The following is a 17,011-nucleotide window of genomic DNA, read 5'->3' on the forward strand; positions in this document are numbered from 1 at the left end:
GCGTTACTCACCCGTCCGCCACTGAATCCCGAAAGATTCCGTTCGACTTGCATGTGTTAAGCATACCGCCAGCGTTCATCCTGAGCCAGGATCAAACTCTCCGTTTTGAGTTTTTCTCTGAAAAATCTTTTTTTCAGATTCCTTGCTATAATTTTTTTAGTTTTTGGGTTTTCCCAAAACCAATTTGTTTGACGAGGATTGGTTTTAAATTTCAGCTTTCAAAGTATTGATTTGTCGCGGTTCAGTTGTCTTTGGCGTTTGTCTTGCGCCTTGACACTTTATCTAGGTTAACTAACCTCTATCAGATTGTCAAGCCTTCAACCAAAAAAATTTTCACCACTTGCTGCAATTCTCCTAAGGCTGATTGATTGCTATGAGTCGATGTGGATGAGCAACTGGATGAGTAGCGTGCCTGTTTTGGTAGTTAATAACTGATATGTTGGCGAACTTCATAATTCGCCAACATTAATCAGATGTTCTGCATCTCAACGTTCATCGTGAATATTTTCTTCTGCGACTTCCGCTTTGTCTTGTAGGGGTTTGACAACTCTGGCGATCGCTTCTTGGATAAAAGCTTTGATAAACTCGTCTCGGCGATTGATTTGAAATTGTCGCTGTACAACTTCTGTCATTCCACCGTCGCCCCAATCTTGATCGTGGCGAAAATACTCAATAAAGCTTTTGCCAGCAATTCGGGTTAAATAAGCGGCTGTCACACCTTGAATTGCTCGACCAATAATAAATGTAGCGACATTTAGTTGTAATGCTGTAGATAATAATTGAATCGCGCCTTTGACGATACCTAAACTGGCAATAGTTTTTGCTAAAGACAGGGCTAACTCTCGTCCCCGTTCCATGTTCAACTCACAGCCGTAAACTCGGCCAATTTCTACGACCATTTGGGCGTTGACAGCGGCTGTCGCCAGTAAATCTACGAATGGTAAGGGTGTGACAGATACTACACCTGCCCCAATCCATTGAAATCGCTCGACGATTTTATCAGCTTGGCGGCGACGTTGAGCATCGATGAGTTTTCGGGCTTCTTCTCCTAAGCGGAGAGATTGCAACAGGATGTTATCAGCGACTAAATCTTCTCCCTCAGCCCGCAACACAGCGGCCATTCGGCGCAATAAAGGCACTATATCTGGTTCTGGTTGATAAAGTTCACCTGTTTCGAGTTGGGCAGATTGGGGGTTAGCGGAGATCGCCACGACATCATTCAGGGAAATAAATCCTTTGACTCGTTGTCGCAACCTTGCGAGAATTACTTCTTTATCTTCATCTGTATATAAGTCTGTTTTGTTGAGAACTAAGAGCGAACGCTTGCCAATTTCTGCTAAACTCCGCAAGGGTTCGTATTCCGAACGCCGCAAGTCATTATCTACCACAAATAACAATAAATCTGCTGCTGTTGCCAATTCTCTTGCTAATTGTTCCCGTTCTGTTCCGGCTACCCCTGCTTCTAAAATTCCGGGTGTGTCAGTAATTAAAATTTTGCGTTCCAAACCCTTTAACCGCAAACAATAGGTTTCCCCAACGGTAGTTGTACCCATTGGCGCATTTACTTGACCTACCATCCGCCCCATAATCGCATTGACTAGGGAAGTTTTACCTGCACTCCCCGTCCCAAAAACCACTACTTGAATTTCGCCTCTGGCTAAATTAGCTTCAATTTCCCGCGATTTACTTAATAAAACTTGGCGTGCTACTTCATCTTGAATTTGGGATACTTGTTGCTTGACCGCTTGCAGTGTAGTAGATGCTGCATCGGATTTAGCTGCGGGAATTTTGGCAGTGGTGACACGTCTGCGCTTTTGTCGAGACTGTTTTTCTCCGGCTTGCAACACCAATACGTAATAAACAAAAGCAGCAACTAATCCACCAATTAAAACAACCAGCAGCAACAGCAGCAAATTGCCTAACAACGGTGAATAAGACAATTGCCAATACAGGCGTGACAGCGAATCAATCAGCCACAGGCTAAGTGCCAAAATGACTATAAGACCAACAATCAGCGTGACTATGCGCGATAAAGGCATGGTTAGCGGGAGTCAGAAATTTAATAGGCAGATGTTTTTAATCTTAATAGTTTCAGCCGTGAAACAAATCTACACAAAGGCTGCTCGGAAAGTATGAAGTAGAAAATAATACTCTACTGTTCGTACTACAAATGTGTTTCGCGCTTTGGGATGCTAATTACGATGACAAAATGAGTAATATACGTCAAATAGATGGGTTTATGCCCAACCATAGAAGAAGATACGCTGCAATTGTATTCAATGTGCATTCAAGGATAAAAACTTATGGGACTTTTTGACCAAATTTTAGGTGCAGTCGCTAACTCCAATCAACAAGGGAGTTTGGGACAACTCGGCGGTATTATCAACACTGTACAGCAGTTGAGCGATCGCACTGGTGCAGATTCATCCACAATTCAATCGCTGGTGGGTATTGTGGGCAATTATGTGCGTTCTTCATTACAAGAAAAACAAAATACAGGTGGTAATGCTGAAGCCGAAACTTTGGTAAATCAATACGCAGGTACTTCTCCTAATGCCGAGGCTGTCAATTCATTATTTTCTTTGGGTATGCAACAGCAGATAGCACAAGTAGCTGCCCAACGCACTGGGTTAGATGCTAATACTATTCAACAAGTCTTACCTTTAATCGTGCCTGTGGTTTTAAACTTTTTGCAGTTTGGTGCTAATAGTCAATCAGGTGGCAATTCTGTATTGAGTAGCTTCTTAGATGCTGACAAAGATGGTGATGTTGACATTGCTGATGCTATTCAGTTAGCGAGTCAATATATCAGACGGTAATGAGTGAGAAAGGGTGTAGGGGTGTAACTCAGCTATACTCTTATACCCTTTCTCAACAACTAACCTCAAACTTTTCACCTATTGCTTGAGTTATGCCAATCTATGTTTACTGGGGTGAAGATGATTTTGCGATGGAAAAGGCTGTTAATCAGTTGCGCGATCGCATTCTAGATCCACTGTGGAAAGATTTTAACTATTCTTATTTTGCCCCCGATCAAACTGATGCGGCGATCGCAGCTTTAAATCAAGCGATGACCCCAGCGTTTGGTGCTGGTGGGCGTTTGGTTTGGCTGATGAATACCAATCTTGGTCAACAATGTCCTGAGAATGTTTTGGCAGAATTAACGCGAACTTTATCTGTAATTCCCGACAATTCATATTTATTGCTTACCAGTCGAAATAAACCAGATGAACGCTTAAAATCGACAAAATTACTGAAGCAATTCGCTACAGAATTTCGGGAATTTGCGCTAATTCCACCTTGGAAAACAGAGTTAATTGTGCAAGCCGTTCAGCAAGCGGCTGAAACAGTAGGAGTTAAACTCACAGCTAAAACCGCTGAAGTCTTGGCAGAATCAGTAGGTAATGATACAAGACTGCTGCACAATGAGCTAGAAAAGTTGCGTCTTTACAACATAGATAATCAAACAGCTTTAGATTTAAATACTGTCAGTAAATTAGTCAGGAATACTACGCAAAATAGTTTACAATTAGCAGCAGCAATTAGAACAGGAGATACAGTTAAGGCTTTAACTGTGCTGACTGATTTGCTAAATGCGGCGGAACCGGGATTACGGATAGTAGCAACGTTGATTGGTCAATTTCGTACTTGGTTATGGGTCAAAATTGTAACAGAAAGTGGTGAGCGAAATCCACAAGCGATCGCCCAAGCTGCTGAGGTTAGTAACCCTAAACGTATCTACTTTTTACAACAAGAAGTCAAATCCTTGTCTGTACAGCAGCTAATTTCGGTTCTACCGCTACTACTAGAGTTAGAAGTTAGTCTCAAGCAAGGAGTTTCCGAAATATCTGTCCTCCAGACAAAAGTGATTGAACTTTGTCAAATATGTAGACGAAATTAAAAATACAGTCGAAACTTCAGTTTACTGTATTTTTTGCTGGAACTTCTCACTCCAAAAGTAATTCAAAGCCAATAACACAACCCTAATATTAAGCACTGTGTCATCGACATTATGAAAAAAATCTCTGATTTATTTTTCCGAGATAGCTTGGCAACATTACTATCTAAAACTTTGTGTTTTGGAGTTATTGCTACTGCCAGTTTAGTTTCTAGCAGTATGACATTTACTCCTAAAGCTTATGCTCAAAATGTAACAGTTAATAATAATGAAATAGTGAGCTATGCTCAAGCTGTATTAGCAATGGAACCCTCACGTCAGCAAGCATTTAGCGAAATTAAAAATGTAATTGGTAGAGGAGAAATTCCCCAGATTGTTTGTAACGATCCTAATAGCATTAGCAAACTACCTCGAAAAGCTAGAGAAATTGCCGTTAATTATTGTAATAGCTCCCAAAAAATAGTTGAAGAAAACGGTTTAAGTATTGAACGCTTCAATAAGATTACAGTTGAAATTCAAAACAATAATAATTTAAAAAGGCAAATATATAATACATTAATTCGCTTGCAAAAATATCCAGAATCGCGGTAGTTTTGAGTTGTATTGACAAATTGAACTATAAAATTACAAGGTTAACTTGGCTAGACTTTAGGATATTTTGCGGTCAAATATAAAATTGCTATAAGAAAAAAATGATATATTACTCTCTAAGCAATTAGAGAGTAATACCTAGTTACAGCGTTTTTCAGTTTGGTGCAGTATATCTTTCAAGGGTGAGAAAGATTAGGGGCTAGGGACTAGAGACTAGAAAATGTGCCTCATCCATGTAAAAAATGCTGTAAGACTGATAAACTCACATAGGAATTTCAATCATAAATTCTGTACCTTCGCCTACAACAGAATTGCAACTGAGCTTACCACCATGAGTATCTTCGACTATTTGTTTAGCTATAGCTAATCCTAACCCTGTCCCTTTACCGACTCCTTTAGTAGTAAATAAATGGTCGAATATTTTTTGCTTCACCTCTTCACTCATCCCTTTACCGTTATCAGCAATTAAAATTTTGACAGATTTGTCTGCTATCAATGTTGTAATTTGAATGCGGTTAGGATGAGCTTGAATCTCTGCAAAGCTCTTACCAGTATTTGATTCATCTAAAGCATCAATGGCATTAGCAAGGATATTCATAAATACCTGATTTAATTGACCAGGAAAACATTCTATTTGGGGTAAATGTCCGTATTCAGTAATGACTTCTATCGCTGGACGTTGTTCATTAGCTTTGAGGCGATGTTTGAGAATTAAAATCGTACTGTCGATGCCTTCATGCAGATTAAATGGAACTTTGTAATCCTTATCTGCTCGTGAGAAAGTCCGCAGACTTGTGCTGATATTTTTTAATCTGTCGCAAGCCATGACCATTGCATCCAGCATTTGTGGTAAATCTTCTAAGGTATAATCTAAATCGATTTCTTCCGCATGGTGTCTGATTTCATCGCCGGGATTTGGGAGCGTTGCTTGATATAGTTCCAGATGTTGGACAATATCTGCAAAGGCGGGTTTAGTTTGTTGGAGTGTGGCATAAATAAAACCGAGAGGATTATTCATTTCATGGGCAACACCAGCCACAAGATTACCCAAGGCAGACATTTTCTCACTTTGAACAATTTGTAAGTTTGCTTGTTGTAATTCTTGTAAGGCTGTAGCTAATTCTTGGGATTTTTGCAGAATTTCAGCTTCGGCTTGCTTTCGTTCGCTAATATCTTTGGTAAAGACAAAATTGTATTCCTTGTCTTTAAATTTTACATAGTTAACATTAACTTCAACAGGATAAATATTGCCAGATTTATGCCGATGATAGCTTTCAAGAGTGAATGAACCTTGTTCACAAATATCTTGCCAATGCTCCGGCCATGATTCTTTCGGAAAAACAGGATCGAATTCAAAAATGTATTTACTAATCATCTCTTCTTTACGATATCCCAAACCTTTGCAAGTAGCATCATTGACATAGAAAATCCGACCATCTGGCTCAATCCACCAGACAGAAACATTTGTTTGATCAATGGAAATTTGATTGAGCAATGCTTTTTCCATTGCTTGTTGCATTTGTTGGTAAAGTCGCGCATTTTCTAAAGCTATGGCAGCTTGAGCAGAAAGTATCTGAATAGTTTGTAGACGTTCTTGAGTAAATACTCCTGCTGCGGCACGACTTTCTAGATATACTATGCCTACCAAATTGCCTTGGTTAAGAATCGGTGTACACAAAACACTCTGGGGTTGATATGTGAGCATATATTCTCCAATTAGCCCAGGGATATCTGTTTGGCAATTATCTATGACAATTGTTTGTTGCGTATTTTTGACGTAATTGATAATTTTGACAGGGATATCTTGATACTCATCAAGTGACTCTGCGGAAATTATTGTTTGTAGAGAATTAATTTCCGCATTAATTGAGGTAATGGCACGAATTTGTAAAACATCATCCTGATTGAGAATTAATGCAGATTTATCAGCACCAGAGTTTTGCAGGATAATTTGGGTGAGGTTGGTAATTAACTCATCTAATTCGATGTTGCTAGAAATAGTTTGCGCTGCTTTGAGTACGCTGGCAAAATCTAGAACATCGGAAATACCCGTGTTAGTGCTAGTAATATCACCTGGAGTCAATATAGATTTTAAAGGAAGGGGAAGGGAAGTAATAGTTTCCCAAGGATGAAGATGGATCTCTTTTTGTTCAATAATCAGTTTGAGTAGTAGGGGATAGCGTTTTTCTAAATCCTCTACTTTGGCTTTTGCTCCCCAACGAGCATAACAATAATAAGCTTCCTGCATATATGAAATGGCAAATTTTTCTCTACCCCAATCGAGATAAAATTTGGCAGCCAGTTCATTAGCTAAAGCCTCATCTTGAATAAACTTGTTGTCTTTAGCTAGGGAAATAGCGCCATCGTAACATTCAATCGCCTCAATTTTGTTACCCAATACCCGATGATGTTCTGCTGCGACTAGTTCCCAGCGATGGAGATGATTACAAGCCCCTAAATTTGCCCAATGTTGTAGTTTATCTTGATGTTGTTGAACTCGTAGCAAGATTGTCTGACGCTCTTTTGTGGATGCGGCTGCATACTGAGTTAATTGAATCAGGGCATCATAAAAAGAGTAAAGGGGAATGACGAACATTGCCACTCCACCGTCTATATATTGGGCAGCTTGGTCAGATAACTGAACCGCTTCTGCTTCCTTCCCAAACAAATAATAGAGAAACATTTGGTTGAGATGGGACATCAGCAAAGCACTACGTTGATTAGTCGCTTGCAGTTCTGGAAGAGATTTGTGGAAATCGAATATTGTTCCAGTCAGGTGATATGGTATTTCTGTGCGTCCCAATAAATTGAATACAGTTTGTTGATAAATTTCTAGCCAATAGCCAGTTCCTGTTTGCTTGTATTGATGAATAGTATTAAGATAGGTGTTCATCTTTTGGGCAAGTTCGGTTAATTCCTGCCCTGCGTGATAGCTGTAATAACAATATGCTGCCGCATTAAAACAAGCCGTCTCTACCTCCCCGGTTTCTAACCCACTGGTGTAGGCTTCTTGTAATGGCGGTAAAACTTCTGCTAAGGGAGTTTTCCAATGTTTGATGAAGTGATGAACCACATACCAACTTCTGGATTTAAAGCGTGTCAGTTGAATTTGCTCTAAGAGGCTCAAAGCTAATTCACCAAATAAATAACCGTTGTCAATATCGCCAACAATACCACACAGCACTAAGCCATAATCGACATAAGAAAATATAGAACTAGGGCAATTACCAGACTGGATAGATAATTCGATTTGCTTACCAATCATTAATGGCATGAAGTTAGGAGAACCCATATAGGCAGCAGGGACAAGAACTGTCAAAAGCTCCATCGCGGCTAACAGATGTGGATCGCTCATAGTTGGTAGATCGAGCAATTCTAGAGGTGATTTATCTGTCCAGAGCGATCGCGTTAGAGCAAAAGCTTGTCCAATATCTGCCTCATTGGGTTGTGCGGGAAATTCAATTCCTAGAGAGCGTAGCACCTGTAATCCAATCTCAATGGCATATAAAAATTGCCCCTGAGCTTTAGCACCTAAAAACCGAGTTTGTTGAACTTTGATAGTATCAAGTAAGGTTTTTGCTTGTTGCAATACCACATTTGCCCATTGTTCCATCTGCTCAAAATCAGTTTTTACATAGCTGGCTTCGGCAATTTCTTCATAGAGTGCCAGAGTCAGGGGATAATGACTTTGCCAAGCAGTATCAGGCAACAATTCTATCCCTGTGCCTAGATAGTTAATGGCTGCATTATAGGCGGTAGCAACTTTAGCTTTGCGTCCAGCCGCGAGATTTAATTCAGCTAAATTTTCTCGCTCTTGGGGTGTGGTGATGAGGGCAATACCGAAATTTAAATGATTGACAATATCAAATAATCTTTCTTCCTTGTCACTGGAGTGAGAATTTTGTAATAATAGCCGACCAATTTGCAGGTGAGTAGTTTGTTTTTGCTCGTCAGCAATCAGTGAATAGGCTGCTTGTTGTACTCGGTCATGTAAAAATTTGTAGGTGACAGTTTCTTGATTTTCTAATGTCTGTGACTGGGTTTCTTGACCGACATAAAACTTATAAACTTCATTAACAGGTAAAATCAAACCTTCTTGTAATGCTTTCCACAATGCAGATGCTGTTTCAATTTGAGATTGTTGGGAAACAATAGCCAAGGTATTTAAATCAAAAGAGTTACCTATACAAGCTGCGAACTGCAAGACATATCGAGTTGATTGTGGGAGTTTTTGTAGTTGCAAACTCATAAAAGAAACAACATCATCTGTGACCGCTTGGGTTTTTATTTGGGTGATGTCACATTGCCAGCATCCTAACTCAAAATTAAATGTAATTAATCCTTCTTGATGTAGTGCTTTGAGAAATTGTGTGGCAAAAAATGGATTTCCTTGAGTTTTTTGATAGATTAGTTCAGAAAGATTCTCTGCTAATTCTTCTGGAGATTTGAGTGTATCGGCAACTAACTGATTGACTGTATTTTGAGTTAGTGTTTTTAAAGTAATTGTATTAATCTGTGTTTGTTTTTTGTGCAGATCGCTCAAGGTCAACATTAATGGATGTCCTGCTGGAACTTCGTTATCACGGTATGCACCAATTAATAACAGATGACTGGTATCAGCCATTAATAACTGGATTAATTTTAATGATGCCGAATCTGCCCATTGCAAATCATCTAAAAACATCACTAAGGGATGTTCTGCACTGGTAAATACTTGGGTAAATTTTTGAAATAATAAGTTAAAGCGATTTTCGGCGGCTGTTCCTGATAATTGTACTGCTGGGGGTTGTTTGCCAATAATGTTTTCTAGTTCAGGTATAACGTCAATGATTACTTGGCCATTGTCGCCAACAGCTTCTAAGATTTTGTGTTTCCATTGCTGAATTTGGACATCATTTTCGGTTAATAGTTGCGCCATTAAGTCCCGGAAGGCTTGGACAAATGCACTGAGGGGAATATTGCGATTAAATTGGTCGTATTTCCCTTTAATAAAATAACCACGTTGTCTAACAATGGGTTTATGTACTTCGTTGACAACGACTGTTTTCCCAATCCCAGAGAAGCCAGCTACTAGCATCATTTCTGTAGCACCCTGACTGACGCGCTCAAATGCTTCTAGGAGGGTGTTTACCTCGGTTTCTCTGCCATAGAGTTTATCAGGAATGATGAAGCGATCGCACACATCCCTCTGTGCAATTTTCCAACCCTCAATTTTACCCGTTGTTTGCAGTTGCGATAGGCATTGTTCTAAATCATATTTCAAACCCAATGCGCTTTGATAGCGGTATTCGGCATTTTTCGCCATCAATTTCCTGACAATGGCTGATAATATGGGTGGGATTTGTGGATTGATTTTATGTACTAATGGTGCTGTTTTAGCAATATGGCAATGTACTATCTCCATCGGGTCTTCAACTGAAAAAGGTAACTCTCCCGTGAGTAGTTCATAAAAAGTTACACCAAGGGAATAAAAATCTGTACGATAATCAATACCCCGGTTCATTCTGCCTGTCTGTTCTGGAGAAATATAAGCTAATGTTCCTTCTAAGGCATGATTTTTAATTAGGGTTTGGGTTTCTCTGGGTAATAAAGATGCAATACTAAAGTCGATTAATTTAACTTGTTGTGTTTCTGGATTAATTAAGATATTGCTGGGTTTGATGTCTTTATGAATAATGCGCTCATGGTAGAGTAAGTCTAGGGTGTTACATAGTGCGATCGCTATTTGTAAAAATTGCTGGAGAGATATTTGGGTTTCTCTAATTTGCCACTGTTTCAGAGAAATTCCCCCAAAGTCTTCTAATATCAAGACATAACTATTTTCATATACCTCTAAGCTATAAGTTTGAACAATTAAAGGTGAGTTGAGATTCTTGGTTATGGTGTATTGGTTGCGGAATGATAAGAGTTCACTGAAGCTGGGATACGTATTTTTCAGTAATTTCATGACTACAGGTAATGAGTCAATTTCTCTATATCCCCGGTAAACTAATGTTCTCGCACCATTGTAAATTTCTTCTGTGATTTGATATCCAGGAATACTGATCAGAGTAGCCGCCATATCTATACAAGCCTCAAAATCTCTGATTTTATTATTCCCGTATACCAACAAAATTTAACTAGTCAAAAAATATATACGTGTTTTGGTATTTTCTGGCTCATAACTCAGACTACTAAGCTATTGCAAATTGAGGTCGCAGGAAAGCAGGGGGAAAGAATTAAAAACCAATGATTTGTATCAAGTTTGGTGTGAAATGGTATTACCTTTCGCAAGAAGTGAGTAAAAGCTCTCTTGTTGAGGAAGTTTAATCCGATTCATCCAAGAAGTCTAGTTTTTGAAAAAATCACAGCGATTAGCCAATAATTTGTAAAAAAAATACTTTATTGATTCATTTATTAAGCAATATTATTGAGAAAATGCTTGTCTTTTAGCATGAATGTTTTTCATGTGTTTTTTGACTGTATTAATAGTAATGTAGAGTTTCTCGGCAATTTCTTTGTAGCTATATTTACCCCGATAAAGAACCCATATTTCGGCTTCGCGTGGGGTAAGATCGTATTTTTTGACTTCAGCGATCGCTGTATTTTTTAAAGATTCATATCTATTTTGGATTGTCACTACAAAGCAAGGATAGGGGAAGCTATGAGAATCAAGTAATCTTACCCGAATATGAAACGTAATGGAATCATTAAGGACAATTTCATCAGAGATAAATGTTGATGATTCCAATAAGTAATTTTGTTGATTAACTAATAATTTGCAAAGTTTCCAGATAGAATAGGGAATAATTTGAGAATTGAGGTTATTGTGATTGAGTTGATAGCAAAACTGATAAGCAGCGACATTGGCATGAAGCAGTTTTCCTGTTTGGCTAATAATTAATATGCCGTCTTCTAAACCTTCTAGAACTTCTCGTAAAAAATTGTTTGCTTGCCAGTAATTATTAACATAATTTTGTGGTGTTGCAGATTGAATCTGTTTTGGAACTACGGTTTTGTTGAGGATAGATTGATTAGAACCTCGAATCAGCATACAATTTTTCTATAATTTAAGTTGCAAAGTTTTATTCGACAGCCTTGTTGGCAACAACTTTTAAATACAATATTGAAAATGTATATTTCGGACATAATTTACTCTAAAAAATATGCCAAAAGATAGATTAAAAGTCTAATTTATTACTTTTCTTGGCGATTAGAAATCGCGCGCTATTGAGGGAGTCGGGGAACCCGCTCAACGCAATGGCTTGGCTACACAGACAAAACCCCTGACGCTCCTGCGTCGCTCTAAGCGAAGCTATGTCGTCAAGCTTTACGCTCCACTAACGGGTTCGCCAGTCGCCTGCGGAGGGAAATCCCACCAAGAGTGCTGGTCTCACCACCTGCGTGGGTTCAAAACCATTGATTTTTCATAAGTTCGCGCAGGTGGTCACTGAGCTTGTCGAAGTGCGGACTTTGTTTGTATAGTAGCGAATTATATTTGCCCAAAACTTTTAAAACATCCTCTCTGTAAGTCGCATTACCGCAACATAAGCTTGAATCATCAACCAGACACAAAGCGCAAATTTATCCCCGTCCTCATCGCCTTTAGATTTACTTGAGAAATAGCCTCTAAAGTTCGTTAAAATTACTTTTGATATTTTAGTAATGCCTACCCTCCTCTGTGCCTCTGCGGGTCGATAATTTATTCACACAACCTATTGCTAAATTTTCATTAATTGATACACTTGTTCTTCATTAGCCATTAGCCCAGTGAACCAGCGCCTAATATGGTGTACGTCAAGCGCGTGGAACTTACCAACTTCAAATCCTTCGGCGGTACTACTTCAGTCCCTTTGCTGCCGGGGTTTACTGTCATATCTGGGCCGAATGGTTCCGGTAAGTCGAATATTTTGGATGCGTTGTTGTTTTGTTTGGGACTTGCTAGTTCTAAGGGGATGCGAGCTGATCGCTTACCGGATTTGGTAAATAATACTCAAACGGCTAAGGGACGCGCGTCTGTGGAAGCTAGTGTCACGGTGACGTTTGATTTGACGGGGGAAGAAATTATTTCGCGCAAAGGCGCAAAGGCGCAAAGTGAGGAAGGCGCGGAGGAATTGGAGGAATCACTCATCGATACAGACTCAGCACTCAGCACTCACACTTCGACTTCGCTCAGTGAACAGCACTCAGCACTTAATGGTGAATGGAGTGTCACAAGACGGTTGCGGGTAACTCATCAGGGAACTTACACGTCAAATTACTATATCAATGGTGCGGCTTGTACGTTGACGGAGTTGCATGAGGAGTTGGAGAGTCTGCGGATTTATCCTGAAGGCTATAACGTGGTGTTGCAAGGGGACGTTACTAGCATTATCTCGATGAATGCTAGGGAAAGGCGGGAAATTATTGATGAGTTGGCGGGGGTGGCGGCGTTCGATCGCAAAATTCACCAAGCTAAGGGTACGTTAGATGAGGTGAAGGAGAAGGAAGATAGTTGTCGGATTATTGAGACGGAGTTAACTGCACAACGCGATCGCCTTTCTCAAGATAGGGCAAAGGCGGAAAAATATCAAAAGTTGCGGACAGAATATCTGCACAAGCAATCTTGGGAAGCGGTGTTATCGTGGCGTTCGCTGCAAGCACAGCAAGAAAAGTTAGCGACGGAAATTCAAAATGGCGATCGCTCTCATAATGACCTTACACTGCAATTAGAAACGCTAAATGTCGGCATTACTCAGAAAACTGCTGAATTAGAAAAGCTTAATGCTCATGTGAAAGCTTTGGGTGAAGAGGAATTATTAGCAGTACAAGCGACTCTCGCTACTCAAGAAGCGGAACGCAAGCAACTCCAACGTCAGCAAACGGAGTTAGAAACAACTTCCCAAGAAACGGCTAAACGCTTGGTGCAAACTCAGCAGGAAATTCAACAGCAGCAGCAAGCTTTGGGAGAAATTGCCGAAACCCAGAATGTGGAACGGCAATCGATTGTATATTGTCAACAGCAACGGGATGAGGCGGAACAAGCACTGCAAAAATCCCGTGAAGCCGCCGCCGAAATCGCCACCGCCTCGGAAGCTTGGGTACAGCAACAAACTGCACTGAACCGTCAAATTGAAACTTTGTTGCAAACTCTGGAACCGCAGCGCACAGAGCAAGCACAATTAAGAGAACGGAATAGTCAGCTACAAGAATTAATTCACGAACAAACTGAGTTAATTGCCACTTTAGAACCACAATTAGCAGAAAAGCAAGCTGAGTGTGTGCGAGTGGAGACAGAATTTAACGCCTCTAGTGAACCTATCCAAAATTTAGCCCAAAATCTGGCGGCGACGGAACAGGAATTACAAATTCAGCAAGACACACAAAAGCGGCTTTCTAGTGAACAACGGGAAAAACAACGCCAGCTAGATAAAATTGAGGCGCAAACCCAAGCACAACAAGAAGTCCAAGGGACGCAAGCCAGTAAGGTAATTATCCAGTCGGGGATGCCTGGGGTTTGTGGTTTGGTGGTACATTTGGGACGGGTGGAACCCCGTTTTCAGTTGGCGTTGGAAATTGCGGCTGGTGCGCGGCTGGGACATATCGTAGTTGATGATGATGGGATAGCTGCGGCTGGGATTGAATTGCTGAAGCAAAAACGCGCCGGGAGAGCGACATTTTTACCCTTAAATAAGATTCAGGCTCCGAGAATTACCCAAGATGCAACTTTGCGGTTAGCTAGCGGCTTTGTCAGTTATGCTGTGAACTTAGTTGAATGCGATCGCCGTTATAAAGATGTATTTAACTATGTTTTTGGTAACACTGTTGTATTCTCCACCTTAGAACAGGCGCGGAAAAACCTCGGTTTATATCGCATCGTCACTTTAGATGGGGAATTATTAGAAACCAGTGGTGCAATGACTGGTGGAAGTACAAATCAGCGTTCATCGTTGCGCTTTGGTACAGGGGAAGCGGCGGAATCAGATGAAGCCATTGCGTTGAAAAGTCGCTTGACAGATATAGAAAGAATTTTAGATCGTTGTATTGATGCGATCGCTTCTTTATCCAGCAAAACCAAACAACTCACCCAAGAACTCACCGAAGCTCGTCAAGCACGCCGCGAACAGCAATTGCAATTAGAACAGTTGCAAAAAGATATTAAAGCTTTGACGACGCAGTTAGATGGAACGCGATCGCAACTTGCCCAAAATATCGAAAAATTCTCCGCCGCCCAATCTCGCCTAGAAATTTTGGATAAAGATTTACCAGGGCAAGAAGCGCAATTACAACAACTGCGTCATGTTTTAGCAGAATTAGAAGCATCCCAAACGCCTAGCGAATGGCAGCAAATTCAAGCGGTAATTAAAACCCAAGAGCAACAATTACAACAACGGGAATCCGCATTACGGGAAGCGGAACAACGGCTGAAAAACTTAGAAAATCAGCAACAGCGTTTACAAGAACGCATCCAAGAAGCTGAACAAAAAATTAATCAGTATCATCAAGAACAAGCAAGTTCTCAGCAGAAACTCCAAACCCTCAGCACCCAACACACAGCACTCAGCACGCAAATCACCGAAACTCGCGCCAAACTCAGCGAAATGGAAAAAAGTTTGGGTGAAGAAAAGGTAAAACGTGATGCGATAGAACAAGAAGTGCGATCGCATTTACTCCGTCAGCAACAATTAGAATGGGAGCTAGAAAAACTGCAAGAAACCCAGCAAAAGCGGCGCGAAGAACTAGAAGCGTTGCAAAATCAATTGCGAGAACTGCTGCCGGAATTGCCCAGCCCTTTACCGGAAGTACCAGAACAGGTAGATTTAGAAGAATTGCAGAAAGAATTGCGATCGCTTGCCAAACGCCTGCAAGCAATGGAACCTGTAAATATGCTGGCGTTAGAAGAATACGAACGCACCCAAAACCGCCTACAAGAACTCACAGAAAAATTACAAACCTTAGAAGCCGAACGCACGGAATTATTATTAAGAATTGAAAACTTTACCACACTGCGACAACGCGCCTTTAAAGAAGCCTTTGACGCAGTAAACGAAAACTTCCAATCAATTTTCGCCACCCTCTCAGAAGGCGACGGCTACCTGCAACTTGATGATCCTGAAGATCCCTTTAACAGTGGTTTAAACTTAGTCGCCCACCCCAAAGGTAAACCAGTACAGCGACTTGCTTCCATGTCTGGGGGTGAAAAATCCCTCACCGCCTTAAGCTTTATTTTCGCCCTGCAACGCTACCGTCCATCACCTTTTTATGCCTTTGATGAAGTAGATATGTTTTTAGACGGGGCAAACGTAGAACGATTAGCTAGAATGATCAAACAACAGGCACAACTGGCACAGTTCATAGTTGTGAGTTTGCGTCGTCCGATGATAGAATCAGCCGAACGCACCATTGGCGTTACTCAAGCACGAGGCGCTTACACCCAAGTTTTGGGAATTAAGTTAACATCCTCGAATACATCTGCTTGAATCTTTGTTAATAATAGTGTATAGATAAACCGGATTCGAGATCAGGACTCGGTATAGAATGACCTCTGAACAGATAATTAGGCGTTCCGACTTATTAAATACTCAGGTGATTACCCGCGACAACGCCAAGCGGCTAGGGATTGTGAATCAAATCTGGGTTGATATCGATCAAAGGGAGGTTGTGGCTCTTGGTTTACGAGACAGCCTGATCTCTATCTCTGGACTGCCACGCTATATGTACCTTAGTAGTATCAACCAAATTGGTGATGCCATCCTGGTTGATAACGAAGATGTCATCGAAGATATTGATATTGAAGCTTTCAGTAATCTGATTAACTGGGAAGTAATTACAGAAACAGGTGAAGTCTTAGGTAGAGTGCGGGGCTTTAAGTTTGATGGTATATCAGGGAAGCTGCACTCAATAATTATTGCTTCTTTGGGAGTACCGCAAATTCCCGACCAATTTCTCAGCACCTACGAAATTTCCATCGATGAAGTTGTCAGCACAGGCCCCAGCAGATTAATTGTGTTTGAAGGAGCCGAAGAACGTACAACCCAATTAACAGTAGGCGTTTTAGAGCGTTTAGGTATCGGTAAACCACCTTGGGAACGCGATGCAGAAGAAGAATATGGTTATTCTGCACCGCGCACAATTGCACCACCAAATCAACTACCGAGCGGCACACCATTACAACCACCCAAGCCCAAAGTTCGCACCCCCGAACCCGTAGCCCGGGAAGAAGAATGGAACGAAGACTACGTAGAAGAAGAAAGACCACGGCGCGAAGTTATGCGAGCGCGACAATATGAGTCTATCCGCTACGAAGAAGAAGAAGAAGAAGAAGATAACTGGAGCGAAGCTACAGGCCGCGACAGATATCAACAACCACCCAAGTACGAAACCAAAGCCTACACCGACGATTACGATGATTATGACGACGATGTAGAAGGCGACGCTTGGGAAGATGCACCAAAACCCGTGAACATTCCCAAGAAAGTCAAAGAAAGGCAGCCAGAATACGAAGAAGAAGGCGGATATTAATTTTCAACCCCTCCTAAGTTATCAGGAGGGGTTAATTTTCTG

At 40.8% G+C, this 17,011-nt stretch carries 8 protein-coding genes, 1 rRNA gene and 1 pseudogene; 5 read left to right on the forward strand and 5 right to left on the reverse strand.

The annotated features are described in order from the left end of the window. Together H6G69_RS19415 and H6G69_RS19420 are read right to left on the reverse strand one after the other, a co-directional pair. A 16S ribosomal RNA gene (locus H6G69_RS19415) occupies positions 1 to 107 on the reverse strand; the annotation flags it as partial. A gap of 378 nt (positions 108 to 485) precedes the next feature. Then, positions 486 to 2,039 carry a YcjF family protein gene (locus H6G69_RS19420; protein WP_190690783.1) on the reverse strand — a complete coding sequence of 518 codons (1,554 nt, stop codon included), beginning with the start codon at positions 2,037 to 2,039 and terminating at the stop codon, positions 486 to 488. Positions 2,040 to 2,303: 264 nt separating this feature from the next. On the opposite strand from H6G69_RS19420, the gene H6G69_RS19425 reads away from it, so the two are divergent. From H6G69_RS19425 to H6G69_RS19435, 3 genes are all read left to right on the forward strand, one after another. Then, positions 2,304 to 2,819, forward strand: a complete 516-nt coding sequence (locus H6G69_RS19425) for a DUF937 domain-containing protein (protein WP_190690784.1) — start codon at positions 2,304 to 2,306, stop codon at positions 2,817 to 2,819. Between the two features lie 92 nt (positions 2,820 to 2,911). Then, complete coding sequence (holA, locus tag H6G69_RS19430; RefSeq protein ID WP_190690785.1) at positions 2,912 to 3,901, forward strand: DNA polymerase III subunit delta; 990 nt, start codon at positions 2,912 to 2,914, stop codon at positions 3,899 to 3,901. A gap of 111 nt (positions 3,902 to 4,012) precedes the next feature. Then, entirely contained in the window at positions 4,013 to 4,489 is a 477-nt protein-coding gene (locus H6G69_RS19435) for a DUF4168 domain-containing protein (protein WP_190690786.1), read from the forward strand. 262 nt (positions 4,490 to 4,751) lie between these two features. On the opposite strand, the gene H6G69_RS19440 is transcribed toward H6G69_RS19435, so the two are convergent. From H6G69_RS19440 to H6G69_RS19450, 3 genes and pseudogenes are all read right to left on the reverse strand, one after another. Then, complete coding sequence (locus H6G69_RS19440) at positions 4,752 to 10,550, reverse strand: ATP-binding sensor histidine kinase (RefSeq protein ID WP_190690787.1); 5,799 nt, start codon at positions 10,548 to 10,550, stop codon at positions 4,752 to 4,754. Between the two features lie 345 nt (positions 10,551 to 10,895). Beyond that, on the reverse strand, positions 10,896 to 11,522 hold the full coding sequence (locus H6G69_RS19445; protein WP_190690788.1) for a LuxR C-terminal-related transcriptional regulator: 627 nt from the start codon (positions 11,520 to 11,522) through the stop codon (positions 10,896 to 10,898). Between the two features lie 460 nt (positions 11,523 to 11,982). Beyond that, positions 11,983 to 12,063, reverse strand: a pseudogene (locus H6G69_RS19450) (IS5/IS1182 family transposase); the annotation flags it as partial. Between the two features lie 192 nt (positions 12,064 to 12,255). Here H6G69_RS19450 and smc point away from each other — a divergent pair. Beyond that, positions 12,256 to 15,927 (forward strand): chromosome segregation protein SMC, encoded by a 3,672-nt coding sequence (gene smc, locus H6G69_RS19455; protein ID WP_190690789.1) that lies wholly within the window; start codon positions 12,256 to 12,258, stop codon positions 15,925 to 15,927. A gap of 58 nt (positions 15,928 to 15,985) precedes the next feature. Then, positions 15,986 to 16,969 carry a PRC-barrel domain-containing protein gene (locus tag H6G69_RS19460; protein WP_190690790.1) on the forward strand — a complete coding sequence of 328 codons (984 nt, stop codon included), beginning with the start codon at positions 15,986 to 15,988 and terminating at the stop codon, positions 16,967 to 16,969. Positions 16,970 to 17,011 lie beyond the last annotated feature (42 nt).

Origin of the sequence: Nostoc sp. FACHB-110, assembly GCF_014697425.1 — a bacterium.
Taxonomy (GTDB): Bacteria; Cyanobacteriota; Cyanobacteriia; order Cyanobacteriales; family Nostocaceae; genus Nostoc_B.

Excerpts from the sequence above, each read along its gene's own strand:
- H6G69_RS19420 (WP_190690783.1), bottom strand. The coding sequence starts at position 2,039 with ATGCCTTTATCGCGCATAGTCACGCTGATTGTTGGTCTTATAGTCATT.
- H6G69_RS19425 (WP_190690784.1), top strand. The coding sequence starts at position 2,304 with ATGGGACTTTTTGACCAAATTTTAGGTGCAGTCGCTAACTCCAATCAA.
- holA (WP_190690785.1), top strand. The coding sequence starts at position 2,912 with ATGCCAATCTATGTTTACTGGGGTGAAGATGATTTTGCGATGGAAAAG.
- H6G69_RS19435 (WP_190690786.1), top strand. The coding sequence starts at position 4,013 with ATGAAAAAAATCTCTGATTTATTTTTCCGAGATAGCTTGGCAACATTA.
- H6G69_RS19440 (WP_190690787.1), bottom strand. The coding sequence starts at position 10,550 with ATGGCGGCTACTCTGATCAGTATTCCTGGATATCAAATCACAGAAGAA.
- H6G69_RS19445 (WP_190690788.1), bottom strand. The coding sequence starts at position 11,522 with ATGCTGATTCGAGGTTCTAATCAATCTATCCTCAACAAAACCGTAGTT.
- smc (WP_190690789.1), top strand. The coding sequence starts at position 12,256 with ATGGTGTACGTCAAGCGCGTGGAACTTACCAACTTCAAATCCTTCGGC.
- H6G69_RS19460 (WP_190690790.1), top strand. The coding sequence starts at position 15,986 with ATGACCTCTGAACAGATAATTAGGCGTTCCGACTTATTAAATACTCAG.